The organism is Gordoniibacillus kamchatkensis, from assembly GCF_000829455.1.
Classification (GTDB): Bacteria; Bacillota; Bacilli; order Paenibacillales; family NBRC-103111; genus Gordoniibacillus; species Gordoniibacillus kamchatkensis.
In genome coordinates, this window is the sequence record NZ_JXAK01000061.1 from 11,848 (window position 1) to 37,496 (window position 25,649).

20 protein-coding genes are annotated in these 25,649 nt (G+C 57.0%); all 20 read left to right on the plus strand.

Going from position 1 to position 25,649, the window contains the following annotated elements:
- Nucleotides 1-6 precede the first annotated feature (6 nt).
- The 20 genes from SD70_RS26365 to SD70_RS26450 all read left to right on the plus strand — a co-directional run bounded on the left by SD70_RS26365 (nucleotide 7) and on the right by SD70_RS26450 (nucleotide 25,424).
- Complete coding sequence (locus SD70_RS26365; protein WP_041051176.1) at nucleotides 7-1,800, plus strand: L-fucose isomerase; 1,794 nt, start codon at nucleotides 7-9, stop codon at nucleotides 1,798-1,800.
- A gap of 28 nt (nucleotides 1,801-1,828) precedes the next feature.
- Nucleotides 1,829-3,505 (plus strand): ribulokinase, encoded by a 1,677-nt coding sequence (locus SD70_RS26370; protein ID WP_041051178.1) that lies wholly within the window; start codon nucleotides 1,829-1,831, stop codon nucleotides 3,503-3,505.
- Nucleotides 3,506-3,860: 355 nt separating this feature from the next.
- Nucleotides 3,861-5,639 carry a cache domain-containing sensor histidine kinase gene (locus SD70_RS26375; RefSeq protein WP_041051180.1) on the plus strand — a complete coding sequence of 593 codons (1,779 nt, stop codon included), beginning with the start codon at nucleotides 3,861-3,863 and terminating at the stop codon, nucleotides 5,637-5,639.
- A 21-nt stretch (nucleotides 5,640-5,660) separates the two neighbouring features.
- Nucleotides 5,661-7,223, plus strand: a complete 1,563-nt coding sequence (locus SD70_RS26380) for a response regulator transcription factor (RefSeq protein WP_041051182.1) — start codon at nucleotides 5,661-5,663, stop codon at nucleotides 7,221-7,223.
- 1 nt (nucleotide 7,224) lies between these two features.
- Entirely contained in the window at nucleotides 7,225-8,568 is a 1,344-nt protein-coding gene (locus tag SD70_RS26385) for an ABC transporter substrate-binding protein (RefSeq protein ID WP_041051183.1), read from the plus strand.
- An 86-nt stretch (nucleotides 8,569-8,654) separates the two neighbouring features.
- Entirely contained in the window at nucleotides 8,655-9,989 is a 1,335-nt protein-coding gene (locus SD70_RS26390) for an ABC transporter substrate-binding protein (RefSeq protein WP_041051185.1), read from the plus strand.
- A 94-nt stretch (nucleotides 9,990-10,083) separates the two neighbouring features.
- Nucleotides 10,084-10,971: a carbohydrate ABC transporter permease gene (locus SD70_RS26395; protein WP_197081197.1), complete on the plus strand. Its 888-nt coding sequence runs from the start codon at nucleotides 10,084-10,086 to the stop codon at nucleotides 10,969-10,971.
- A gap of 11 nt (nucleotides 10,972-10,982) precedes the next feature.
- A complete protein-coding gene (locus SD70_RS26400; RefSeq protein ID WP_041051186.1) occupies nucleotides 10,983-11,795 on the plus strand; it encodes a carbohydrate ABC transporter permease in 813 nt (270 codons plus the stop codon).
- 232 nt (nucleotides 11,796-12,027) lie between these two features.
- Nucleotides 12,028-13,119 (plus strand): glycoside hydrolase family 172 protein, encoded by a 1,092-nt coding sequence (locus tag SD70_RS26405; protein ID WP_156158206.1) that lies wholly within the window; start codon nucleotides 12,028-12,030, stop codon nucleotides 13,117-13,119.
- 573 nt (nucleotides 13,120-13,692) lie between these two features.
- Nucleotides 13,693-14,682 (plus strand): LacI family DNA-binding transcriptional regulator, encoded by a 990-nt coding sequence (locus tag SD70_RS26410; protein WP_041051190.1) that lies wholly within the window; start codon nucleotides 13,693-13,695, stop codon nucleotides 14,680-14,682.
- Nucleotides 14,683-14,792: 110 nt separating this feature from the next.
- The gene (locus SD70_RS26415; RefSeq protein WP_041051191.1) at nucleotides 14,793-15,938 is read left to right on the plus strand and encodes a DUF4185 domain-containing protein; all 1,146 of its coding nucleotides are present in this window, start codon (nucleotides 14,793-14,795) and stop codon (nucleotides 15,936-15,938) included.
- 13 nt (nucleotides 15,939-15,951) lie between these two features.
- Nucleotides 15,952-17,775, plus strand: coding sequence for a cache domain-containing sensor histidine kinase (locus SD70_RS26420; protein WP_052487907.1), 1,824 nt, complete (start codon nucleotides 15,952-15,954; stop codon nucleotides 17,773-17,775).
- Nucleotides 17,750-18,949, plus strand: a complete 1,200-nt coding sequence (locus SD70_RS26425; RefSeq protein WP_041051192.1) for a response regulator — start codon at nucleotides 17,750-17,752, stop codon at nucleotides 18,947-18,949. Before SD70_RS26420 ends, SD70_RS26425 begins: the two co-directional genes overlap by 26 nt.
- Complete coding sequence (locus SD70_RS36425; protein ID WP_156158207.1) at nucleotides 18,946-19,098, plus strand: hypothetical protein; 153 nt, start codon at nucleotides 18,946-18,948, stop codon at nucleotides 19,096-19,098. Before SD70_RS26425 ends, SD70_RS36425 begins: the two co-directional genes overlap by 4 nt.
- Nucleotides 19,095-19,892, plus strand: a complete 798-nt coding sequence (locus tag SD70_RS26430) for a substrate-binding domain-containing protein (RefSeq protein ID WP_052487908.1) — start codon at nucleotides 19,095-19,097, stop codon at nucleotides 19,890-19,892. Before SD70_RS36425 ends, SD70_RS26430 begins: the two co-directional genes overlap by 4 nt.
- A 677-nt stretch (nucleotides 19,893-20,569) precedes the next feature.
- Nucleotides 20,570-21,361, plus strand: a complete 792-nt coding sequence (locus tag SD70_RS26435) for a Gfo/Idh/MocA family protein (protein ID WP_231571555.1) — start codon at nucleotides 20,570-20,572, stop codon at nucleotides 21,359-21,361.
- A 20-nt stretch (nucleotides 21,362-21,381) separates the two neighbouring features.
- Nucleotides 21,382-21,537, plus strand: a complete 156-nt coding sequence (locus tag SD70_RS38675) for a hypothetical protein (protein WP_231571557.1) — start codon at nucleotides 21,382-21,384, stop codon at nucleotides 21,535-21,537.
- Nucleotides 21,538-21,839: 302 nt separating this feature from the next.
- Nucleotides 21,840-23,342 carry a sugar ABC transporter ATP-binding protein gene (locus SD70_RS26440; RefSeq protein WP_449267220.1) on the plus strand — a complete coding sequence of 501 codons (1,503 nt, stop codon included), beginning with the start codon at nucleotides 21,840-21,842 and terminating at the stop codon, nucleotides 23,340-23,342.
- On the plus strand, nucleotides 23,330-24,352 hold the full coding sequence (locus SD70_RS26445; RefSeq protein ID WP_082053677.1) for an ABC transporter permease: 1,023 nt from the start codon (nucleotides 23,330-23,332) through the stop codon (nucleotides 24,350-24,352). Before SD70_RS26440 ends, SD70_RS26445 begins: the two co-directional genes overlap by 13 nt.
- A 22-nt stretch (nucleotides 24,353-24,374) precedes the next feature.
- Nucleotides 24,375-25,424, plus strand: a complete 1,050-nt coding sequence (locus SD70_RS26450; protein ID WP_041051195.1) for a substrate-binding domain-containing protein — start codon at nucleotides 24,375-24,377, stop codon at nucleotides 25,422-25,424.
- The last annotated feature ends 225 nt before the right edge of the window (nucleotides 25,425-25,649 follow it).

Genomic DNA, 25,649 nt, shown 5'->3' on the forward strand with positions numbered 1-25,649 from the left:
ACGTTCATGGAACGTTATCAAATCGGCAACCGCTTGCAAGGCTCGATGCCCAAAATCGGCATCCGTCCGGTCATCGACGGCAGAAGAGGCGGCATCCGCGAATCGCTGGAAGACGTCACGATGAATATGGCGAAGACGGTAGCCGCTTTCCTTAGCGAGAACTTGAAGCATTCGAACGGGCTTGACGTCGAATGCGTCGTCGCCGACACGTGCATCGGCGGCGTCGCCGAAGCCGCTCAGGCGGAGGAGAAGTTCGCCCGCGCGGGGGTAGGTGTGACGATTACCGTTACGCCGTCCTGGTGCTACCCGACGGAAACGATGGATACCGATCCGCACCGGCCGAAGGCGATCTGGGGTTTTAACGGCACCGAGCGGCCGGGAGCCGTTTATTTGGCTGCCGCCCTCGCCGCCCACAACCAGAAAGGGCTGCCCGCGTTCAGCATTTACGGCAAAGACGTGCAGGATATGGGCGACGGCTCCATTCCCGAAGACGTGCAGGCGAAGCTGCTGCAATTCGCCAAAGCCGGCTTGGCCGTAGCGACGATACGCGGCAAATCGTATTTGTCGATGGGCTCGGTATCGATGGGGATCGCCGGTTGTATCGTCGACGAAACGTTCTTCCAGGACTATCTCGGCATGCGCAACGAGTATGTCGATATGAGCGAATTCATCCGCCGCATGGAGCGCGGCATCTACGATCACGACGAGTATGAGAAGGCGCTGAAATGGACGAAGGAGAACTGCCGTCCCGGGCGCGACGTCAATCCTCCGAATCTGAAGCGGACCGACGAGCAGAAGGAGCAGGACTGGGAAACCGTCGTGAAAATGACGCTGATCGCCCGCGACATGATGATCGGCAACCCGAAGCTGGCCGAGATGGGCTACGGCGAAGAGGCGCTCGGCCGCAACGCGCTCGCTGCTGGCTTCCAAGGCCAGCGGGCGTGGACGGATCATTTCCCGAACGGCGATTTCATGGAGGCGATCCTGACCAGCTCGTTCGACTGGAACGGCATTCGCGAGCCGTTCATGCTGGCTACGGAAAATGATACGTTGAACGGCATTACGATGCTGCTGGGCCATTTGCTTACCGATGCGGCGCAAATTTTTGCCGACGTTCGCACGTATTGGAGCCCCGATGCGGTGAAGCGCGTCACCGGCCATGAATTGGCAGGCCGCGCGGCAAACGGCATAATCCATTTGATCAACTCCGGCCCGGCCGCTTTGGACGGCACTGGCAGACAAACGAAGAACGGGCAGCCGGCCATGAAGCCGTTCTGGGAAATTACAGACGATGAAGTGAAAGCGTGCCTGGAGGCGACGCAGTGGTGTCCGGCCGTCGACTTCTTCCGCGGCGGCGGCTACTCCACCGACTTTACGACGCGCGAGGGTATGCCTGTCACGATGGCCAGAATCAACCTGATCAAAGGTCTCGGCCCCGTGCTGCAGCTGGCCGAAGGCTATACGGTCGAACTTCCGGACGACGTTCACGCCAAGCTGGATGAGCGTTCCAACCCGACTTGGCCGACGACGTGGTTCGTGCCGAATTTGACGGGGCAAGGCGCTTTCAAGGATGTATATTCCGTTATGAACAACTGGGGTTCCAACCATGCTGCGCTCAGCTACGGCCATATCGGCGATCGGCTCATTACGCTCGCCTCCATGCTGCGCATACCGGTGTGCATGCACAACGTGTCCGAGGAGCGGGTGTTCCGTCCGAGCGCATGGACCGCGTTCGGCGTTCTGGAGCCGGTTGGAGCCGATTACCGCGCTTGTGCGAACTTTGGACCGCTGTACCGCTAATTTTGCTTGAACTGATGGAGGTTATCCCATGCCTGAAGCGGCGAAAAAGCTATATACGATAGGAATCGATTACGGGACCGAATCGGGACGCGCCGTGCTCGTTGATATCCGCACCGGGCGGGAGGAGGCCGTGCATGTGACGCGCTACCGTCACGGCGTCATCGACGAGGCGCTTCCCGCAGGCGGCCGGAAGCTGGAGCCAGACTGGGCGCTGCAGCATCCGGAAGATTATGTGGAGGTGCTGCGCACGTCGGTTCCCGCTGTCGTCCAGGAAGCCGGCATCGATCCGGCGCAGGTGATCGGGATCGGGATCGATTTTACGGCGTGCACGATGCTGCCCGTCGACTCGCAGCTGCGGCCGCTCTGCCTGAAAGACGAATGGCATGGCCGTCCCCACGCCTGGGTGAAGCTGTGGAAGCACCATGCGGCGCAGGACGAAGCGACGGCGATCAACCGCTTGGCGGAAGAGCGCAGGGAACCGTGGCTGAACCGGTACGGCGGCAAGCTGTCCTCGGAATGGATGCTGGCCAAAAGCTTGCAAATATTGAACGAGGATCCGGACATTTACGCCGCAGCGGATCTGTTCGTCGAGGCGGCCGACTGGATCGTCGCGCAGATGACCGGAGAAGTGCGGCGCAACAGCTGCACGGCCGGCTATAAATCGGTCTGGCACAAAACCGGCGGCTACCCGTCCAAAGAGTTTTTGGCGGAGCTGCATCCGGGGCTGGCAGATCTGTATACGACGAAGCTGCGCGGGGAAATTTATCCATTAGGCAGCCGGGCGGGCAATCTGTTGCCGCAAATGGCAGAGCAAATGAAGCTCAAGCCTGGAATCGCGGTGGCCGTCGGCAATATCGATGCGCATGCCGCCGTGCCTGCCGTCGGGGTCGTCTCCCCCGGCAAAATGGTCATGGTGATGGGCACGTCGACTTGCCACATGCTGCTGGCTGAGGAAGAGAAAGAAGTCGAAGGCATTTGCGGCGTCGTGGAAGACGGCATCGTGCCGGGCATGTTCGGGTATGAAGCGGGCCAATCGGCGGTCGGCGACATTTTCGCCTGGTTCGTGGATGAATCCGTTCCCGCTTACATTCGGGACGAAGCCAAGCAGCGCGGCGTATCCGTGCACGAGCTGCTGGAGGAGAAGGCGTCGGCGCTTCGGCCCGGCGAAAGCGGACTGCTCGCGCTCGACTGGCATAACGGCAACCGCTCGCCGCTCATGGACGCCAATTTGAGCGGGGTCATGCTGGGCATGACGCTCAGCACGAAGCCCGAAGAGATGTACCGGGCGCTCTTGGAAGCGACGGCGTTTGGCACGCGCACGATCGTCGAGGCGTTCCGCCGCGGCGGCATCGAAGTAAGCGAGCTGTACGCTTGCGGCGGCTTGCCGAAGCGCAACAAGCTGCTGATGCAAATTTACGCCGATGTCAACAATATGGAAATCAAGCTGTCCGATACGGAGCTGACGCCCGCCATCGGGGCGGCGATGTTTGCCGCGGTCGTGGCCGGCAAAGAGGCTGGCGGCTACGATTCGCTCGCGGAGGCGGCCGATCATATGGCGCGGCTGAAGGACGAAACCGTGCGCCCGATTCCGGAGAACGTCGCCGTTTACGAGCAGCTGTATGCCGAATACAAGCGGCTGAGCGACCTGTTCGGCAAAGATGCGGACAGCGTCATGAAGCGGGTGCGGCAGCTGCGAAACGCGTGACGAAGGAAGGACGTTTCATAGCAAAAAGGTGCTTTCCGCCTGGCGGTGAAAGCACCTTTTTCCATGCACATTTTGCCCCGGCATTCGACATCGTTGTGTTATAGTAAATTGAACTCAGGCTGCCCAACAAAGCGGGGCTCCGCTGCGGATCTAAGAATGTGGGTCTCCGGCTTCCTCGAACTCGTGTTCCAATGAAATAGAAAACATGGCGGGAACACGAGTTGAAAGGCTGATGTTTACGAGGCGAGTTTTGCTACGCAAAACTTGTTGCTCTCCGCCCCACATTCCCATCCTCCACTCCGCCTTTCTCGGGCAGCCTGAAGTTCTCCAGTTCTAGCGAAGCGGGGAAACGATCATGAATGCTGCGTTTATGAAAAATTGGAACTTGCGCGCCAAAATGATGATGATTCTCGTCTTGTTTATTTTGCTTCCGCTCATGCTGTTCGGCATCCTGTTTTACCGCAGCTCGCAAGATCTTGTGGCGCAGCGGACCGACAAGGAAGGGCTGCAGGTGCTGACGCTTGTGATGATGAACGTCAACCAGCTGCTCATGGGATATGAATCCGAGCTCCACGACATTTACGATCACGAAGACATCGTCCGGCTCGTCAGCGATTCGAACGATGCGGCTTCGAACGGGAAAGGGACGGCGGCCGACGATTCGGTCAACCGGTATCTTCGCGACTTTCTGAGAGGCAAGGACGATCTGGAATCGATATATTTGTTCACTCCGACGCATACGTATTTCGGCGATTTTAAAGGCTCGGCGTTATTTGTCGAGCAGTACCGCGCGCATCCGATGTGGGAGCGCTTTATTAACCTTGCCGTCGGACGAGCCGTCTGGCTGCCGACCTACGAGCTTCCGCCGAATCAGTACAACTCGAAGCCGTCGCATTATTTTGCCGTCGGCATGCAGCTCAAGAACGTGTTCGAATCGCTGCAGACGCTCGGAACGCTGCTCGTCAACGTCAAAATCGACGCTCTGGACAAAATCGTCGGGGGCGTGCAGGTCAGCCCGCACAGCGTGCTGCTCATTAGCGATCCGCAAGGCAATTTGATCTGGACCCGGAATCCCGACGCCTACAGCATCAACTTGGCGCAATATCCGTTCTTTGCGCAAATCGATAAGCGGGAAGGCGGTATTTTTACCGCGGACATGAACGGCAGCCGGTACCGGATCGGGTTTCTCCGGTCGGACTATAACGGCTGGTACTATGTTTCGTTCGTGCCGGAAGCCGATTTGAACGCGCAAACGAACGATTTAAAGCGGTTTCTGGCGGCGACGGCCGTCGCTTTTGCGGCTTTGTTCATTTTGCTGGCGGCTCTGTCGTCCTATTACATCACCAAGCCGATCCGCCAAATGGCGCTGGCGATGAAGCAAATTCATAAAGACAATCTGGAGCTGGCGCCGCTCGCCCCTTCTTCGGATGAAATCGGCGTGCTCCATTCCGCGTTTAACAGCATGCGGGGCCGGATTACCGATCTGATCAAGGAAGTGCGCCACATTTCGAACAAAGAGAAAGAGGCGGAAATTCGGGCGCTGCAGGCGCAAATCAATCCGCATTTCGTATACAACACGCTGGACGCCGTCAACTGGATGGCTATCGAGAACGACCAGCCGCAGATCAGCGCCATGATTACGTCGCTCAGCGATATTATGCGCTACGCGATCAAGCCGGGGCAGCAGCTGGCCACCATCGAAGAAGAGCTGAAGTGGGCGCGCAATTACGCCTATTTGCAGGAAATGCGCTTCGAAGAAAAGTTCGAGGTCGTGTTCGACGTGCAGATTAAAGAAACGGATCTCAAGGTGCCGCGTCTCCTGCTCCAGCCGTATTTGGAAAACTCGATCATTCACGGGATGGAAGACCTCGAGGCAGGGGGCGTCATCCGGATAACGGTCCGCAGCGAGGGGAGCGGGGACGACAGGAAGCTGATCGTGATCGTGCAGGATAACGGCAGCGGCATTCCCGAGCACAAGCTGCAGCTCATTAAAGAGCGGCGCAGCCACGGAATCGGCATCTACAATTTGGACGAGCGGCTGAAGATGGAATACGGGCCCGGCTATGGCGTCGCCATTCATTCGGTTCACGGCGAAGGCACGACTGTCACCATTGTGCTGCCGTATATTCGCTAACGAAGATCGGGGGAGATGGGCATGTACAAAGTTATCGTGGTGGATGACGAACCGAAAGTCCGCAGAGGGCTGACGAATCTGATCCCGAAGCTGGACGGCGACTGGACCGTCATCGGGGAAGCGAAGAACGGGTACGAAGCGCTCGAGGCGGTGAAAAAAGAACTGCCCGATCTGGTCATCACGGACATCCGGATGCCGCACATGAACGGCCTCGATCTGCTCAGCGCGCTTAAGGAATACCCCGTTCATGTCGTCATCTTGTCCGGCTACGGCTATTTCGAGTACGCGCAAACGGCGGTTCGGTACGGCGCTTTCGATTATTTGCTGAAGCCGCTGAAGCCCGAGGACATACGGAACGTGCTGCGCAAAGTCAAGGAGCAGCGTCAGCCGCTTCCGGCGGAATCCGAGGCAGGAGCGGCGCGGGCGAACTATTCCAAGCTGTGGAAAGATTGGCTGCTGGATATCGAGAACGAGAATGAGCCGCCAAAGCCGCTCAGCGCCCTGTTCCCGGCCGGCGTTTCCCGGCTGCGGATCATGGCTGTGGAAGTGGATCTCATCGACGATCTGGTCAGCGAAGACCAATGGGGGGACCGGCAGCTCGTCCTGTTCGCCGTGCGCAACGTCGTGCAGGACGTCATCGCAGCGGCGGCGGGCTCGCAGTTTTTGTTCGCGAACGGCGCGCAGCTGTTTTTCCTTGCCGTGGGCGTTCCGGACGCCCGGCAGCTGGCCAAGCGGTGCATCGACGAGGCTCTCCGCTGGCTCAAAATATCCGTCTCCGTCGGCGTCAGCGACGAAACCGGCACGTATTTGCAATTGCCCGAAAAGCTGCGGCATGCGCGCATCGCCCTGCAAAACAAATGGATTTACGGCTGCGGCACGGTGAGCGATTATGACGACTTGAAGATGGAGGACATTATCGAAGTAGGCTACCCGATCGAGCTCGATGCGGAGCTGGCGATGGCGATCCGCGGCGGCCGGGGCGGCGATGCGGCCGGCGTTTTGGCCAAGTTCGTGGCAACGATCAAGCAAAAAAACGTATCGTTCCGCTTGTTCCGCCGCTTTTGCCTGCAGCTCGTCTCCTCCGTCATCCGCGTCGTTTACGAGCAGCGCATGTACGAGCTGGTCGTCAAGCAGTTCGCGCGCCCGTTCGACTTGTTCGACCGGGATTTCAGCCTCGAGGAATACGTCGATTTCATGTCGGGCTTGATCGAGGCATGCACGGCCGCTCTCGAATGGAACCGGACGCAGCGGCAAAACCGCACGATCGAGAAGGCGACGGCGTACATTCAGGCGAACTATGCGCGCGACATTTCTCTGGAAGATACGGCGCGCCACGTGAATATGAACCCGAGCTACTTCAGCTCCTATTTCAAGCTGGAGACCGGCAGCTCGTTCGTCGAATATTTGACCCAGCTGCGCATGGACAAAGCGAAGACGCTCATGATGGAGTCGCAGCTCCGGCTGTACGAAATCGCGCAAATGGTCGGCTATCAGGAAGTGAAATATTTTTCCCGCCTGTTCAAGAAAAAAATGGGCGTCACTCCTGCCGAATACCGGCAATTCTTTTTCCGGGAGGAAGAATGACATGAAACGGATAACGCCGCTCAGCACCTTCATCATGAAAATGCTCTTGCTGCTTGCCGCCGCGGCGTGCCTGCTTGCGGCTTGCGGAGATGCGCGGCAGCCGGCCGACCCCGGCCTGGACAAGCTGCTGAACGTTTCCGGCGCGGCGCCGGGCGAGGCAGGGGTTCATAAAACCGTGCTGCGGCTATGGTCGTTTCATCAGGCCAAGGAATTCGAATTTTGGCAGTCGCTGGCGCAGCAGTACGAGAAGCTGCACCCGAACGTGGAAATCAAGGTCGAGTACGTGTCGAGCGACGATTATTTTACGAGCAACAGGCTGCTGGCGTCGTTCGCGTCAGGGCAAGGGCCGGACATCTTTTTCGTCTCGTCGCCGATGATCAAGCGGCTTGCCGACGTCCACATGCTACTGCCGCTCACGGACTATTTCACGCCGGAAATGAAAAACGATTTTTATCCGTCCGCGCTCAGTTCGGTTACGCTGTACAACAACATTTATGCGATTCCGATCGAAACGGAGCTGCTCGGCTTGTTTTATAACAAGCAGATGTTTCAGCGCCATCAGCTGCCGCCACCGGCCACGTGGGACGACATGATGGCGGCGGCGAAAGAGCTGAAAACGCCCAAAGTGAGCGGCCTGACGATCGAAACGTTCAGCGGCGTGTACCAGAACTACTCTTGGCTGCCGTTCCTGTGGCAGACGGGGGCCGACCTGCTGTCGGAGGACGGCAAATCGTCCGGGCTGGCAGGCGGCAAGGGCGCGGCGATGTATACGTTTTTCCGCAGCATGGTCGATCAAGGGCTCATCAATATGCAGCCTTCGCGGCCGGCGACGGATATCGGCATTTTGGCGGCGGGAGAAACGGCGATGCAGGTGAGCGGAACGTGGAACATCCGCATGCTCGAGACAGAGTACGCCGAACAGCCGATCGGCGTCGTGCCGCTCCCGACTCCGCCCGGAGCAAAACCGCTCACGATTGCGGGCGGTTGGAAAATTGCCGTCAACAGCCGCAGCGAGCATACCGACGAAGCGGTCAAATTCATTATGTGGGCGTTCGCCGGCGATACCGCCATTCCGCTCAAATGGTGCAGCGACGTGAAATTCGCGTACTCGCCCCGCAAATCGGTCATGGAAGCGGGCGCAAACTATTACCGGCGCGGTCTCCGTTCCGTCTTTACCGACGACATTTACGGCACCGAGCGGATGGAGCCGCAGTTTCCCGAAAGCTTGAACCGGATTTTCTCCCAGTCGCTGCAAAGCTTGCTGTACAGCAACGCCAGCGGCGAGCAGATCGCGCGCTGGGCGGATGAGAACATTGCGGACTTCTTGTCCAAAATCCAAAAATAGTGCACCCACCTAAAGGATTTCTCGTTATGTAGCCCCGTATCCCCGGCTTATACTCAAGATACAACAAATGAAAGGGGATACAAGACATGAAGCTCAGATGGAAAATGACCGCGCTGGCTGCCATCAGCTCCATGCTGGTGCTGCAAGGCTGCAGTTCTTCGGCTCCGGCGGCAGGCAACGCGGCGGGCGGGACTCAAGGCGGCAAGGACAGCCAAGGCAGCCAGGCGGCGGCACCCGCCAAGACGGGCAAAGTCAAGCTGACGTTCTGGGATATGCACTCCGACGCCGAAAGCAAATTTTTCAAAGATCTCGTCGACGAGTACAACAAAACGCAAGACAAAGTGCAGATCGAATATACGGCGTTCAAGCAGGACGACTATCAGTCCACGAAGCTGCCTACCGGCTTTGCGAGCGGCAACGGTCCGGATATTTACATGATCAGCCCGGGCGAATTCATGAAGTTTGCCAAAGCGGGCCTGATGAAAGATTTGACACCGTATTTTACGCCTGAAGTGAAGTCCGACTTCCTCCCGGCATCGCTAGATGCGGTGACGTATAACAATCAAGTATTGGCGCTTCCGTTCGAGCTCGAACTGCTCGGTCTTTACTACAACAAAGACATGCTGGACAAAGCTGGCGTGCAGGTGCCGAAAACGTGGGACGAGCTGCATGCCGCCGCCAAGAAGCTGACGACGGACAAAGTGGCCGGCCTCATCATTCCTCCGGACAAAGGCGCCTATTTCAACTTTATTTGGTACCCGTTCCTGTGGCAGCAAGGCGGCAACGTCCTGAACGCGGACGGCACCAAGTCGACGTTCAACACGCCGGAGACGGCGAAAGCGCTCGATTTCTGGGGCAGCTTCTTCCAGGAAGGACTGTCGCCGAAAAAACTGCAGCTCGGCCCTTGGGAAATCGGCAACCTCGGCAACAAAACGGCTGCGATGCAAATTTGCGGCACGTGGGCGATCAACCAAATCGAAGACAAATATAAGGACGTGCCGATCGGTCTCGCTCCGCTGCCGATTCCTGCTGGCGGCAAGGCGGCTACCGACGCAGGCGGCTGGAAAATGGCCGTCAACGGCCAAAGCAAAAACGCGGACGAAGCGGCGAAGTTCGTCATGTGGGCGTTCGGCTCGTCCGATACGAGCCACGCCCTGAAATGGGGCACGGAAGTGAAGTTTGCTTACTCGCCGCGCAAATCCGTCGTCGAGAAAGGCAAAGACATTTACTCGAAAGGCCTGCGTAAAGTGTTCACGGACGAAATTTACAACTCCGCGATTCCGGAGCCGCGCTACCCGTCGGAAGTGCTTGACGCCGTCGGCGATGCGATGCAGTACGTCATGTACGGCAAAATGTCAGGGGCCGACGCTGCGAAAACGATCGATGCGAAGCTTACCGACATTTTGAGCAAGACGAAATAGAGCAGACGGTAATGGGGGGAACGGCTTGCGCCGTGTTGCTGCAAGACGTTTCTCCCTTTTTCTCGCCAGGAGTTTTACTTGAGGAGGGTTTGGAGTGACTCCCACACGCAAAAGCGCACGCGTTATGCAAGAGAGGGTTACGGCCTACGGGTTCTTGCTTCCGAATATTTTGGGCCTCATGATCTTTGTGTTTATCCCGATCGTGTACGCCTTCTACGTCAGCTTGCACGATTGGAACGCGCTGACGCCGAAAGTGTTCGTCGGATTTCAAAACTATGTCACGCTAATGACGGACTCCAAATGGTGGCATTCCGTTTTGCGGACGCTGATGTACAGCGTCGTCTACGTGCCGCTGCTGTTTTGTCTCGCCTTGCTGTCCGCGGTGATCGTGAACGCGCTGCGCGGCAAAACGGTAGGAATCGTCAGAACGATGTTTTTGCTGCCGTTCTCCATCACTTCCGTCATCGCCGCCATCATCGCGATGTTTTTGCTCGATCCGCGAAGCGGCTTGATCAATCAGCTGCTTTCGTTTGCCGGCATCGGCCGCCAGCAATTTCTCGGCTCGCCGTCGCAAGCGATCTATTGCGTCATCTTCACGGTCCTTTGGATCAATCTCGGCTACAATATGACGATCTTTTTATCCGCCATCAAGGAAATTCCGAAAGATTATTACGAGGCGGCGCATATGGACGGGGCGACCCGGTTCCAAAGCTTCCGGTACTTGACGTTTCCTTTGCTGCGCGAAACCAATACGTTTATTCTGATCGTAACGACTATCGCCTCGTTCCAGGTGTTCGACCAGATCATCGTCATGACGAACGGAGGGCCGATCGATGCGACGGAAGTGAGCGTGCTCTATATATACAAAGAAGCGTTCCAAATGCTTCACATGGGATATTCCTCGGCGCTTGCGTTTGTGCTGTTCCTGATCATTTTCGCGTTTTCCATGATCCAGCTTAAACTGGTTTCTTCCAACAAATAGGCGGTGCTGCTATGATAACTCTAAAAAGGTTTTTATTGCCGGCGTTCGCCGTTATTGTCGGGCTCGCCATGATTTTCCCGATCTATATTTTGCTCATCGGCTCCTTGCGTTCGGAGACCCACGTGTTCGATCTCCAGCTGCTGCCGGTGGAGTTCGCCTTTGACAATTTCGTCCAAGCTATAGCCTCGACGCATTTGCTCCGATCGATTTTGAATTCGGTCTTCGTGTCCACGACCGTAACCGTCGTCGCCATGCTGTTTCACGCCATGTCCGGCTATGCGCTGGCACGGTTTCAATTTCCCGGGAAAAACTTGATTTTTTCCTGGATGCTCAGCACGCTCATGATTCCGTTCGCGGTTATTATGCTGCCGCTGTACTTGATCTCGAAAAATTTCGGGATGATCAACACTTACAGCGGCTTGATCATTCCGGCCATTTTCAATGCGTACGGCATTTTCCTGTTCCGCCAGTTTTACCGCGAATTCCCGAAGGAGCTGGAGGAAGCGGCTTATATGGAAGGGCTGTCGCTGGCCGGCACGTTTTTCCGCGTGGCGCTGCCGCTGTCGATGCCGATCATCGCTCCGCTTACGATCGGCTTCTTCCTGGCCAACTGGAACTCGTATATTTGGCCTCTGATTAATACGCAGAGCGAAGAGATGTGGGTGATCCAGCTGCAGCTCGCCAACCTGATCGGCGGCGGCTACGTCACTCCGTGGAATGTCGTGCTCGCGGCGGCTGTCATTGCTGCCTTGCCGACGTTCCTGCTGTTCTTCTTCATGCAGAAATACTTGGTTGAAGGAATTAAAATGACCGGCATTAAATAATGCCTGTCAAGCTGTCCGAGAAAATGGGGCTGCGCTGCGGATTGGAAATGTGGGTCTCCGGCTTCGCCCACACTCGTGTTCCTATGAATGGAATCTAAGGGGATGACAGTCGACGTCAAGCGCACGCTTCGCTCTCCGCCCCACATTTCCATCCTCCGCTCCGCCTTTCTCGTGCAGCCTAAGCATTTAAATAATGCCGCAAATCAAAATTGGATTAGGAGAGATGAAGACGATGCTGGGAACATCGCTGCGAGATTTGTACAGGGAACGCCAAGGAAAGCGGAAGCGGGTGTCGAGCTACGACACGACGGGAGGCAACCGCGACTACCGCAAGCTTTACCCCGGCGAGACGATTGAAATTATGAATGTGGAGGGCTCCGGCTGCATCACTCATATTTGGATGACGATGGCGCCGCTCGACGATTCGCTCGAGGACTTCCTGCACCGCAAAGTCGTGCTGCGTATGTATTGGGACGGCGAGACGAATCCGAGCGTACAGGCTCCGATCGGCGATTTTTTCGGGATCGGGCACGGCGTTACGAAAAATTACAGCTCCGCGCCGCTGGCGATGAGCCCGGAGGACGGAAGAGCGCTCAACTGCTTCTTCCCGATGCCGTTCGGCAAAAACGCCAGAATCGAAGTGCAGTCCGATGCCGACAAGCCGATTAAATTTTATTTCTACGTCGATTACGAGCAGTATGCGGCACCGATCGACAGCGAGCTGCGGTTCCACGCCATTTGGCGGCGGGAGCTGACGGACGGGATCGAGGAAAACTTGTCCAACGCCCTGTTCGAATTCAGCGGCAAAAACACGACCGGCGAAGGCAACTATGTGCTGCTCGACGCCGTAGGCAAAGGCCATTATGTCGGCTGCAACCTGAACATTCACAATTTGCGCATGACGCGCGAATGGAACTGGTACGGCGAAGGCGACGACATGATCTTCATCGACGGCGAGCCGTGGCCGCCTTCGCTGCACGGCACCGGCATGGAAGACTACTTCAACACGGCCTGGTGCCCGCAGCAGGAATACCATTCGCCGTATCACGGCATTACGATGGGCGGCGGTCCGAACTGGTCGGGGAAAATTTCCGCTTATCGTTTCCATATCCAGGATCCCGTCATGTTCGAGCGTTCCATCAAAGTGACGATCGAGCACGGCCATAACAACCACCGCAGCGACGACTACTCGAGCACGGCGTACTGGTATCAGACGGAGCCGCATAAAGACCATCCGATCATTGTGCCAGTTGCCGAGCGATTGCCGCTGCCGGACATTTTGCCGTTCCGCCCGGACGACTTGAAGAAGTGCTTCGATTATTGATACTGGTTGCGCAATGCCGCGGTTCCCGTCTTGCGGGGAGCCGCGGCTTTTTCCTGCTATGGTGTGCAATGTCTGCGGAGGTGCGCTTCGGTTTCGGCGAGTTCTCGTTGTTTTAACTTAACGGGAAAACCTCCATCAAATTTGATTGCAACAACGTTTTCAAGGAAGCTAACAGGAAATCCTCCATCAAAATTTGCGGGTTGGTGGATGATTGACCGAAATTGATTGAATTAACGAGAGGTTTTCCAGTTGGATGGAAAGAAAAGCAACCAAACAGAGCAATTATCGGGATGTTTTCCTTTTAATCAAAGTAATCCAGCATGGCCACCAAACGTTTCTTCGAAATAGCGCTTCGCCATATGGAAAACGCCCCGTGTCCACTCGTCGGAATGGAACGGGACGTTATGGTAAATGTTGAAACATGACCAGTCTCTGTATTTCTATCTTTTCACCCGAAGGGGATTTGTTCCCGCACGAACGTTGACGAACCAGGCGTGCGCCATATACAATGAGTATGATAACGTTAACATATGCGGCGTTATACGACTCATTCTGATAAAGGAAGAATCCGCTTTGACCAAACTGACTATTAAAGATATCGCGAAGGAAGCGGGAGTTTCCACGGCTACGATCTCGCGAGTGCTTAACAATTCCGGATACGTCAGCAACGATATTAAGCAGCACGTGATGGAGGTTATCCGCAAGCTGAACTATCAGCCGAACGCCATCGCCAGAAGCTTGAAGCAGGAAAAATCCCGCAGCGTCGGCATCGTATTGCCCGATATGACGAACCCGTACTTTATGAACATCGCCAGAGCGATCCAGCACCGCTGTTTCCAAGAAGGGTACCATTTGCTTTTTGTCGATACGGAGGAAAATCCGGACAAAGAGAAGGAGGCGCTCGATTTCCTGACCGAGAAGCGAATCGAAGCATTGATTTTGGCCGGGACGGGCGGGAACCGGGAGCAAATTCAGGCGATCAGCGGCGCGGGCATCCGCGTCATCCTAGTCGACCGCCGCTACTCCAATCTGAAGCTCGATACGGTGGCCGAGGACAACATTTACGCCTCGAAAGCGGCGATCGAATATTTAATTGAGAAAAACCATCGGCGCATCGGCATCATTGGCGGCCCGCAATCGATCAGCACGGCGCGCGAACGTCGGCAAGGAGCGATGATCGGGCTGGAGGAGGCGGGAATTGCGCTTGCGCCCGAGCTTATGGTCGAAGGGGACTATACCAGGGATTCGGGGACGGACGCCTTGCGCCGGCTGATGGCGTTGCCCGAGCCGCCGACGGCGATTTTTTCCGCCAACAACGAAATGACGTTCGGCGTCTATTTGGGCATGCAGCAGCTGGGGCTGCCGCTCGACAGCATCGAAGTCGTTTCGTTCGGAAATTTGGAGTTCTCCTCACTGTTCCGACATAAGCTGTCTGTCATTATGCAAAACCCTCACGACATCGGCGAAATCGTCGGCGATCTGCTCATCCGGCGCCTTGGCGGCGACGACAGCGAGACCGAGAACCAGGTGCTCGTGCCGAAGCTCGTTCCTTACGAGGCATGACCCGCGCAGCGCGGGTCGTTTTATCACCTTTATGTAAACGTTAACACATGCGCGGCAGCATAATGCTCAAGCTATCGCCGCCATGGGTGAAGGAAGGGGAGCACACGTCTATGAAGAGCTGCGTTGTACCGGTTTTGGCTATCGCTTGCTTGGCCGCGCTTGGATTGCTAGCGACGTCGTGCCGCAGCGGATCGTCCCTCGCCGCCGGCAAAGGGCTTGCGGCGAAGCCGGGGGCTTCCTTCGTCCTGACCGGAACTCGCGGTTTGACGAAAGTAGCGCAGCTGACCGGAGCCGAGTCCATTAATCATACGGATAAGTACAATTTGTACGGCGCGGATTTAGGCTCGATGTTCAATGCCGACGGCAAGACGTTTCTCGTCTTCGGCGACAGCTTCGGCAAGCGCAGTCCCGGCCAAACCGGCGGCGGCGGGGCGGACTGGCGCTCGAATACGTTGGCGTTTACGAGCGACAGCAATCCGTCCGACGGCTTGACGTTTGACGGCATGATCACGGATGCAAGCGGCGGCGCCAAGGAGCTGCTCCCCTCGCGCAAGGTTGACAACGACGAAATGACAGTCATCCCGACGCACGGCATCGCGGTGCGTAATACGTATTATCTCTACTACATGTCCGTCAAGCATTGGGGGGCTCCGGGCAAATGGGAAGCGGGCTATGCCGGCGTCGCCAAATCGACGGACGGCGGGCATACGTGGTCTGATATGAGCGATGTCCGATGGCCGGGGGACAGCAATTTTATTCAAGTCGCCCCTTATCAAGTGGACACCGGTGATGGCGGCTCCGACATTTACTTTTGGGCCGTACCGGCCGGCCGCTTCGGCGGCGTGAAGCTGATGAAGGTGGATGAACGGCGCATCGAGGACTTGTCGCAATATCGCTATTTTGCGGGCACGGGCAAAGACGGGGCTCCGGTCTGGTCTCCCGACTTGGCCAAAGCCGTCACGGTAATCGACGATACGGTGGGGGAATTGTCGGTCATATGGAACCCTTATTTAGAGCGATGGATCATGATGTACTTGAAAGAGGGCACCGGCATCGTAATGCGGGAGGGTTTAACCCCATGGGGACCTTGGAACGAGGCGATAACCGTCGTGAACAAAAACGATTATCCGGGGTTGTACGCCCCGTTCCTGAATCCGAAATATATGGAAAACGGCGGCAAAACGGTCTACTTCACGATGTCGCTATGGGACCCGTACAATGTGTTCTGGATGAAAGCCGACCTGGAAAAGCGTTAGCGGGGCGGACGATATGAAGCGCTGGACCGGTTTTGGGCGGTTATCCAACAAAGGGCTGCGATTCAGGCTGCTGTTTTATTTTTTCACGCTCATCCTGCTGCCGGTTGCGACTTTAGGCCTGATCGGCAACTGGGTTTCCGCCAAAACGCTGGAGGACGAGGCGAACAGCCATACGGCGCAGCTGATCGAGCAAGTGAAGAAAAATGCCGATTTTTACGTGCTGAACTTGAAGCAGACGATAGAGCTGATCCAGTCGAATCCCGATACCGCCAAGTTTATGAACACGAACCTTACCACTCCCGCGGAGCAGCGGCAGTCCACTGAGGTTCAGGTCCGAAAAATGCTGGCTTCCTTCACTTCCGTGCATCCGGAAATTGCCGGGATCATTATCGTCAATGAAAACGATATGGACATCAGCAACGAAATGTACCGCGTGTCCCGCGATCCGCTTACGGGCGAGAATTGGTACCGGAAAGCGATGGAAACGCCGAACCGGCTCCATCTGATCAGCAGGCCGACCGGCAGAAATATTACGACGAACGTCAACTACAGCCCCGACGACGTGCTATCCGTCGTGCAAGCGATCCGCAATCCGGAAACCGGGGCGTATCAGGGAGTCGTGCTGCTCGACTTCAAGCTGGCTGCGATCGAAGCGCTCATTCGCGATATTACGCTCGGGAAAAACGGGTTCATTTATATGATGGACAACAACGGGGAAATCGTCTACGCGCCGGAAAACCCAATCGTTTACCGGGTCCGGGCGGATTGGATGCAGACGCCGAACCGGCACTCGATCGTCAAAGCGATTCGCGGCGAGCGTTATCAGATCATGTATACGCTTTCGGATTTTACGGAGTGGAAGACGGTAGGCGTCTTTTCCTTGAACGCGACGCTGCAGGACGTGACCAAGCTGCGCAACGTTTCGATCATTTTGGGCGGCCTTACGGTCGTGCTGGCGGTAGCGGCGTCGCTGCTGTTCACGCGCTCGATCGTAATGCCGATCGGGACGCTGCGGAAGCTGATGAAGCGGGCGGAGGCCGGCGATTTGTCCGTCCGGTTCGAAGCGGCCGGCTTCGATGAAATCGGGCATCTCGGCCGCAGCTTCAACAATATGATCGTGGAAATCCGCAAGCTGATCGAGCTCGTGTACGAAGAGCAAAAAAGCAAGCGGGAAGCGGAGCTGCGGGTGATGCAGGCGCAGATCAAGCCGCATTTTCTGTACAATACGCTCGATACGATCCAATGGATGGCGCAGGAGCGCAAAGCCGACGACATCGTCGTCATGATTATGGCCCTCACGAACTTGTTTCGGATCGGCCTGAGCAAAGGGAAAGAAACGATCACCGTCAAGGAAGAGATCGAGCATATTCAAAGCTATTTGTTTATCCAGAAAGCTCGCTACGAGGCGAAGCTGAATTACGATATCCGCGTCGACGCTGATGTAGAGCTGGAATCTGTCATCAAATTGACATTGCAGCCGCTCGTGGAAAATGCGATCTACCACGGCATCAAAGCCCGCCGCGGCGAAGGCCGCATTCAAATCGAGGTGAAGCGGCTCGGCGGCAAGCTGTATATGAGCGTCGTGGACAACGGAGCGGGCATTGCCCCGGAGCGGCTGGCGAAGCTGCAAGCGCGGCTCGCGGGAGAAGCGGCCGCGGCTGACGAGGAGCAGCAAGGCTTCGGCTTGTTCAACGTGCACGAGCGGATCCGGCTTGTGTATGGCGATGCTTACGGGCTCAAGCTGTTCAGTACGGCAGGGGAAGGGACGAAAGTGGAAGTATGGTATCCGTGCGGAAGGAGCGGAGAAAGCGATGTGGAGAGTGCTGATCGCCGATGACGAACCGAAAATCCGGAGAGGGCTGAGAAGCGGCGTCGACTGGCCTTCCTTCGGCATGGAACTGGTTGGCGAAGCGGAGGACGGGCTTGAAGCGCTGGAGCTCGCCGAGTCGATGCGGCCCGACGTCGTCCTGGTCGATATTTGCATGCCGCTCTTGAACGGACTCGAGTTTATCGACAAAATGCAGCAGTTTCTTGCCGATGCGATCATCGTCATCGTCTCGGGGCATAACGAATTCGTCTACGCGCAGCAGGCTTTGAAGCTCGGCGTGAGCGATTATTTGTTGAAGCCGGTTTCCAAGGAGCAGCTGTACGAAGTGCTGGAAGCCGCGAAAGAACGACTGCTAGAGCGAAAATATATCGATTGGACGGCCCGCCAAGTGTCGAGCCATATGCCGCAAGTGAAGGAGCGCTTCCTGAACAGCTGGATCGACGGAGCTTTAACCGCGCAAGAAATTCGCGAGCAGCTCGGCTATTTGCAGGTTGCTCTCGATTCGCCCTTTTGCGTGGTGCTTATCAAAGTGCTCGACCGGATCAGGCGGAACGAAGGCAATCCGCGGGAATGGGACCGCCGCCTGCTGCTGTTCGCCGTGCAAAACGTTGCGGAGGACGTCGTACGGCAGCGGGGAGCCGGCTTCGTTTTTGCCGACCGCAGCGATCATATTATCGTAATCTCCGCAGAAGCTTGCCCCGGTGAGGGAGTCGATATCGGTGCGGCGATCGCAAGCGCGGTGGAAGCATATTTAAAAATAACGGTCATCGCCTTGTACCGGGACGGCATCGGCGACGTGGCGCAAGCGCCGCTCGCCTACCGCGAGCTATTGCAGGCGGCCGCCGAGGAAAGCCGGGCGACGCCGATTGTCGTGCTGGCCAAAAAATATATACGCGACCATTATCACAAGGAAGACTTGACGCTCAAGGACGTCGCCGACGTTTTCAACATGAGCCCGTCTTACCTTAGCCGACTGCTGCGGCAAGAGACGGGGGCGTCATTTATCGATTATTTGACCGAGACTCGCATCAAGCAGGCGGCCTTGCTGCTGCTAGACCCGACGATCAAAATTGTCGAGGTCGCCAGCCGCGTCGGTTACAACGGGCAGCACTATTTCAGCATGGCGTTCAAGAAACAGATGGGCGTATCTCCGGCGGAATACCGAAAGGGTGGCGTCAGGTGAAACGGATGCGGCAGGCGATTGCGGCTTTTTTGCTGCTTGTGCTCAGCGGCTGCGCGCCGTTCGGAAGCCGGGAGGAAAGCGTCGGAGAAATCCGCTATTTGATCGGGGTGTCTCAAGCCAACTTGGGGGACCTTGGCGCGTCAGCATGAACCGGGACATTCAGGAGGAAGCGAGCAAGCATAGCGATGTCAGAGTCATTTTTACGGACGCCGCGCAAAACAGCGAGAAGCAAATTCACGACGTAGAGAAGCTGATGAAGCAGGGCATCGATTTGCTCATCATTTCCCCGAACGAGGCGAAGCCGCTCACTCCGATCGTGCAGGAGGTGTACCGGAAAATTCCCGTCATCGTGCTGGACCGGGACATCGAGAGCAGCGGCTATACGATGTTCATCGGCGCGGACAACCGGCTGATCGGCCGGGGGGCGGGCGAATTCGTCAGCCAGCTGCTCGGCGCCCGCGGCGGCAACGTGGTGGAGATCGAGGGCTTGCTCGGCTCGACGCCGGCCAAAGATCGCAGCGACGGCTTCCGGGAAGCGATCGCCGCGCACGGCAACATCCGCATCGTCGGTACGGTTACGGCGGATTGGCTGCGCGATAAGGCGGAAGATTTGATGAGGGAGCAGCTGCGCAAGTGGCCGGATGTCGACGTCGTGTTTGCCCATAACGACCCGATGGCGCTGGGCGCTTACAAGGCGGCAAGCGCTTTGGGCAGACAGGGCATCCGCTTCGTCGGCATCGACGGCTTGTCCGGTCCGGGCGGCGGCATTCAGCTTGTGAACAGGAAAGTGCTGCAGGCGACGTTCATTTATCCGACAGGAGGCAAGGAAGCGGTCCAGTACGCTTTCCGCATTTTGAATCGCGAGCCCAATCTTCCGAAGCGCATAACGCTGGACAGCATCAAAGTGACCGCGGACAACGTATCCGACTACTTGGGCAAGTAGTGCTGATGTTTGGAGCAATGCAAGGTGGTGCAGAGCTGCTGCGACAGCTCATTATTTCATGCCAGCCAGAGGTAGATCCAGCTGCTCTGCCCCAATTGCTTTCGTGGCACTTACAGCGGGCAGTTTGCAAAAAATGCTTCTACAGTTGCGGGAAAAGCAATTACAGGGGGATTTCTATGGGAAGGTTACTTTGGATCCTCCTCCAATTGCTTTCGCAGCACTTACAGCCGGCAGTTTGCAAAAACGCTTCTGCAGTTGCGGGAAAAGCAATTACAGAACGATTTACGGGCTGGTGACGGCAAGCGACTTAGCCTACTTGCTGAACACACTGCTTCATCACCGTGTTGCATTGCATCCCAACCGTCACTCGGAAATCCGGAAAAGTGTCACCAATGCTCGGGAATAATTCATTCACCAGCGCAATATAAAGTTATCGGCATGCTTGTTCCGGGACCCCCATTCAGGGAGCGAAAGACGCTGCGGAACTTTCTTTGAATGCGGTTACAAGGAGTGACAGCAATTCGTTCAAAGGCCGGCTGGGCTTCCATTCGGCCCAATGAAGGGAGAGATACGATGAAAAGAGTAAAAGTCGGCGTCATAGGACTGGGAGAAGTGGCGCAAATCATCCATTTGCCGATTCTGGAAATGCTGTCGGACCGTTACGAAATCGCCGCCGTGTGCGATATTCCGAGCAATTGCTCCATGCGGTCGGCGAGCGCTACCGCGTCGGGGCCCGGTATACGGATGCGCACGAGCTGGCCGCACAGGCCGATCTGGATGCGGTATTCGTGCTGAACAGCGACGAATACCATGCGGACTGCGCGATTGCGGCCATCCGCAACAAGAAGCACGTGCTGATCGAAAAGCCGATGGCGCTAAACGAGGCGGACGCCGATGCGATCATTCGGGCAAGAGACGAGGCGGGCGTGCGGGTTATGGTCGGCTATATGCGCCGCTTCGCCCCTGCCTACGTTCAGGCCGTGCAGGAGGTGAAAAGCCTGGACCAAATTCAGTACGCCCGGGTTCGCGATATCATCGGCCAAAATCGGCTGTTCATCGAGCAATCGAGCCGCGTTCTGCGCTTTGACGACATACCGGAGGAGTGTTTGCGGGATCGGGCGGAACGGGCGCGGCGCATGGTGACGGAGGCGATCGGCGAAGCGCCGCCCGAGCTTGCCGCCGCTTACCGGCTCATGTGCGGTCTGAGCAGCCACGATATTTCCGCGATGCGCGAAATGCTCGGGATTCCGAAGCGGGTGAAGGCGGCTGCGCAGTGGAACGGCGGACGGTATATCCATGCCATTTTCGAGTATGACGGCTACTTCGCCGCGTTCGAGACGGGGGTGGACAACCAGAGGCGGTTCGATGCGCATATTGAAGTATATGCGGCGTCCAAGTCGCTGAAAGTCCAGTACGATACGCCATATATTCGGCATCTGCGACCCGGCTCGTCATTGCCGAAACGGTAGGGGATGCCTACAACGAAACCGTGATTCGCCCCACCTTCAAGGATCCTTATACGCATGAGCTCGAATATTTTTACGACGTCGTGACGAAAGGCGTGGAGCCGAAAACGACTCCGGAGGATTTCAAGGAGGATTTGCGCATTTTCAACGGCATTATCGATGCGTTGAGATCATCGTGAACGTGATAAGTTTTGGCCTTTACTGGATCAGGGACGGGGCTCTCATGCGGGGCTCCGTCTTTCACGTACTGCGCCCGAATAACGCCTCTCAGCTCCGCATTTTCAAACTTCGCGTTTAACGTCCCCTCTTCTTCCACTGGCTTTACTCTAACGTCCTCCGCTCACTCCAAGCAAGAAGTGCGTAAATTCGTGCATAATGGCGTTTTTTTGTAAATACTTCCCGCGCCCTAGCCCCTATAATCGGCTTAGAAAAAGGGGAGGTGAAAACTGTGGGGCAGGATGCTGTGCTGACTCTCGACGGTATCCGCAAGTCGTTCGGCAACGTGCACGCGCTGAAGGGGGCTCGTCTGGAGCTGAGAAAGGGCGAGGTTCACGCGCTGATGGGGGAGAACGGCGCCGGGAAATCGACGCTGATGAACATTTTGCAAGGTGCGGTAGGCGATTACGAGGGCGAGGTTTTCTTGTCCGGCAAAAAAGTCGACATCCGGGCTCCGCTCGATGCGCGAAGGCTGGGCATCGCCAAAATCCATCAAGAGCTGCAGCTCGTGCCGGAGCTCAGCGTGGCGGAGAACATATTTCTCGGGCGTGAGCCGCGGACCAGGCTTGGCACCGTCGATTTCAAAAGGATGTACCGGGAGACGCAGCCGTATTTGGAGGCGCTGGAGCTGCCCGTCAAGGAAACGGCCAAAGTGGGCGGGCTCCGGCTCGGCGAGCAGCAGCTGGTCGAGGTGGCGAAGGCGCTGTCGCTTCACGCCCGAATTTTGATCATGGACGAACCGACTTCGGCGCTCAGCGAAAGCGAGACCCGCAAGCTGTTCCAGGTCATACGGCGCCTTTCCGCCGAAGGCGTGTCCATCATTTACATCTCGCACCGGATGGAGGAAATATTCGAGCTTAGCCAGCGCATCACCGTCATGCGTGACGGAGAATACATCGCTACGGTCAATACACGCGAGGTCACCAAAGACGATCTGGTGCAAATGAGGGTCGGGCGCGCCGTCTCCGATCTGTATCCTTTCAGGGAAACATCAGCCGGACCGGTCATGCTGGAAGTCGAACGGCTCACGTTCCACCCTCCGGCCGGAAGCGCCAGAAAACGGCTCCAGGACGTATCGTTTGCGGTGCGCGAAGGAGAGGTGCTCGGTATCGCCGGTTTGATGGGGGCCGGAAGAACGGAGATTTTGGAATGCTTGTTCGGCATGCATCCCGGCCACACGTCGGGAGTGATCAAAGTGAAAGGGACGGAGGTGCGGATCCGAAGCCCGCTGGAGGCGATCCGGCATAAGCTGTCGTTCGTTACGGAAGACCGCAAAGGCCAAGGCCTCGTGCTGGGGCGCCCGATCGGCGAAAACATGACGCTGCCGCTGCTTCGGCAGCTGAGCCGCTGGCTGTTCCTGCGCTTCCGCGACGAAGAGAACGAATGCCGCAAGCAGATGGAGAGCCTGAAAGTGAAAGCGACGAGTCCGGCAACGGTAGCGGGGACTTTGAGCGGAGGAAATCAGCAGAAAGTCGTGCTCGCCAGATGGCTGATGATGAACCCGGACGTTTTGCTGCTTGACGAGCCGACGCGGGGCATCGACGTCGGAGCGAAGGCGGAAATTTACCAGCTTATTCATCGGCTTGCGGAGCAAGGCAAAAGCATCATCATGGTCTCGTCGGAGCTTCCGGAGCTTATCGGCAACTGCGATCGGATCGTCACCGTCTGCGAAGGGCGAGTGACGGGCGAATTTATGCGGGCGGAAGCGACGCCGGAGAAACTGCTCTCCGCAGCGACATTTAGGAGTGAACCGGCATGTCAGTCGTAAAGCGAACGATTCGAATCGAGGAACAAGGCCGCGAGGCGAGCCGGGCAACGGGAGCGTGGCTGCAGCGCGTCAAACGGTTGCAAAGCGTGTTCGGTCTTGCGGTCATCATCACGCTCGCCTCCGTATTGTGCGTACGAAACGGCGAAAATTTGTTTTTGAACCCTGTCAACTTGGCTAACGTGGTGCGGGCCGTATCCGAGAACGGCATTATCGCCGTCGGTATGACGCTCGTCATCCTGGTCGCCGGGATCGACTTGTCCGTCGGCGCGATTTTGGGATTGACGGCTACGGTTGCAGCCGATCTCATGATGCACAAGCATTTCGGGACGCTCGGCACCGTGCTTGCCGTCTTGCTGATCGGCGCTTTGATCGGACTGCTCAACGGGGCGGTCAGCACGAAGCTGTCCATTCAGTCGTTTATCGTGACGCTGGCCAGCATGAGCATCGCGAGAGGAATTGCCCGCTTCTGGTCGGGCGGAACCGGCATCCCGATCACGTACGGCAACGAGCCGAATTTGGCGCCGGTCAGCTACTCGCTGCTCAGCGAGCGGATCGCGGGAATTCCTGTCCCGGCCATTTGCTTTATCGGCATCAGCATCGTGTTTGCGGCGCTGCTCCGGTATACGAGATTCGGCAGATACGTCTATGCGATCGGCGGCAACGAAACGGCGAGCCGCTTGTCCGGCATCCGGGTAACCCGCGTCAAAATCGCCGTATTTACGATTTGCGGCGTGCTATCGGCGGCAGCTGGCCTTATTCACGCGGCCCAGCTCAACCAAGGCAGCCCCAACGACGGCATCGGATACGAGCTCAACGCTATCGCGGCGGTCGCCATCGGCGGCACGAGCTTGTCCGGCGGCATCGGGACGATTCCCGGCACCGTCGTCGGCGCCCTCATTCTCGGGGTGCTCGACAACATGCTCGGACTGCTCAACGTCAACAACAATTTGCAGATGGTGTTCAAGGGACTCATCATTATCGCCGCAGTCGTTTTGCAAAGAAAAAAATAACGTTAAGGACGGTGTCGAAACTATGAAAAACAAACTGTTGCTATCGATCGTTCTCGGCTTTTCGCTCATCTCTTTAAGCGCTTGCGGCAACGGCGGCGGGGCCGCTCCTGCCGCTGCGGCGGATAAGCAGCCGGCGGCGAAGGCCGACACGTCGAAACCGGCGGCCGACGACAAGAAACCCGAGCAGCCGAAAAAGAAATCCAGCTACTTGATCGGCATGTCGCAAGCCAATTTGGGCGAACCGTGGCGCGTGGCGATGAACGACCAGATCGCTGCGGCCGCCGCCCAGCATCCGGAGCTGAAAGTCGTGTTCGCGGATGCGGCGCAAGACAACAGCAAGCAAATCGCCGACGTCGAAAACTTCATCCAGCAAAAGGTCGACCTGCTCATCATTTCCCCGAACGAAGCGAAGCCGCTTACGGCTGTCGTCAAAAAGGCCTATGACGCCGGAATTCCGGTTATCGTCCTCGATCGGAAGGTGGAAGGCGACGCTTTCACGCAATATATCGGCGGCGACAACAAGCTGATCGGGAAAAAGGCCGGAGAATACGTCGCCAAGCTGCTCGGCGACAAAGGCGGCAACGTCGTGGAAATCAAAGGCCTCGAAGGGGCAACGCCGCAGCAGGAGCGCCACGACGGCTTCATGGAAGGGATCAAGGGCAACCCGAACGTTAAAATCGTCGCTTCCCAAAACGCCGACTGGCTCAAAGACAAAGCGATCACGGTCATGGATTCGATCCTGCAGGCGAACAAAAAAATCGACATCGTCTACGGCCACAACGATCCTTCGGCGGAAGGCGCCTACATCTCGGCGAAAAACGCCAAGCGCGAAAACGAAATGAAGTTCGTCGGCATCGACGCCCTTCCTACGCCGGACGGAGGCATTAAAGCCGTCATGGAAGGCCGGCTGTCCGTCACTTACGTATATCCGACGGGCGGCAAAGAAGCGATCGACAACGCCGTCAAAATTCTCGAGAACGGAGAGAAAGTGGAGAAGAACATTACGCTCGGCACGATCGAAATTACGAAAGAAAATGCTGCCGACATGTATAAGCAATTCGGCGGCAAATAAGCTTCAAGCCAGTATCAAGCAAACTCGTAAAAAGCGCCGCAACCCGGCAGAAGCTGAGCAAAGACGCCTGCACTCCGCAGGCGTCTATTTTTAGTGCGCCACGCATGGCGATTAACTAGGCGGTAAAAAGCGCCGCAACCCGGCAGAAGCTGAGCAAAGACGCCTGCACTCCGCAGGCGTCTTTATTTAGTGCGCCACGCATGGCGATTAACTAGGCGGTGAAAG

Excerpts from the sequence above, each read along its gene's own strand:
- SD70_RS26450 (WP_041051195.1), top strand. The coding sequence starts at position 24,375 with ATGAAAAACAAACTGTTGCTATCGATCGTTCTCGGCTTTTCGCTCATC.
- SD70_RS26445 (WP_082053677.1), top strand. The coding sequence starts at position 23,330 with ATGTCAGTCGTAAAGCGAACGATTCGAATCGAGGAACAAGGCCGCGAG.
- SD70_RS26425 (WP_041051192.1), top strand. The coding sequence starts at position 17,750 with ATGTGGAGAGTGCTGATCGCCGATGACGAACCGAAAATCCGGAGAGGG.
- SD70_RS26375 (WP_041051180.1), top strand. The coding sequence starts at position 3,861 with ATGAATGCTGCGTTTATGAAAAATTGGAACTTGCGCGCCAAAATGATG.
- SD70_RS26405 (WP_156158206.1), top strand. The coding sequence starts at position 12,028 with ATGCTGGGAACATCGCTGCGAGATTTGTACAGGGAACGCCAAGGAAAG.
- SD70_RS26415 (WP_041051191.1), top strand. The coding sequence starts at position 14,793 with ATGAAGAGCTGCGTTGTACCGGTTTTGGCTATCGCTTGCTTGGCCGCG.
- SD70_RS26365 (WP_041051176.1), top strand. The coding sequence starts at position 7 with ATGGAACGTTATCAAATCGGCAACCGCTTGCAAGGCTCGATGCCCAAA.
- SD70_RS26390 (WP_041051185.1), top strand. The coding sequence starts at position 8,655 with ATGAAGCTCAGATGGAAAATGACCGCGCTGGCTGCCATCAGCTCCATG.
- SD70_RS26400 (WP_041051186.1), top strand. The coding sequence starts at position 10,983 with ATGATAACTCTAAAAAGGTTTTTATTGCCGGCGTTCGCCGTTATTGTC.
- SD70_RS26420 (WP_052487907.1), top strand. The coding sequence starts at position 15,952 with ATGAAGCGCTGGACCGGTTTTGGGCGGTTATCCAACAAAGGGCTGCGA.
- SD70_RS26380 (WP_041051182.1), top strand. The coding sequence starts at position 5,661 with ATGTACAAAGTTATCGTGGTGGATGACGAACCGAAAGTCCGCAGAGGG.
- SD70_RS26385 (WP_041051183.1), top strand. The coding sequence starts at position 7,225 with ATGAAACGGATAACGCCGCTCAGCACCTTCATCATGAAAATGCTCTTG.
- SD70_RS26370 (WP_041051178.1), top strand. The coding sequence starts at position 1,829 with ATGCCTGAAGCGGCGAAAAAGCTATATACGATAGGAATCGATTACGGG.
- SD70_RS26430 (WP_052487908.1), top strand. The coding sequence starts at position 19,095 with ATGAACCGGGACATTCAGGAGGAAGCGAGCAAGCATAGCGATGTCAGA.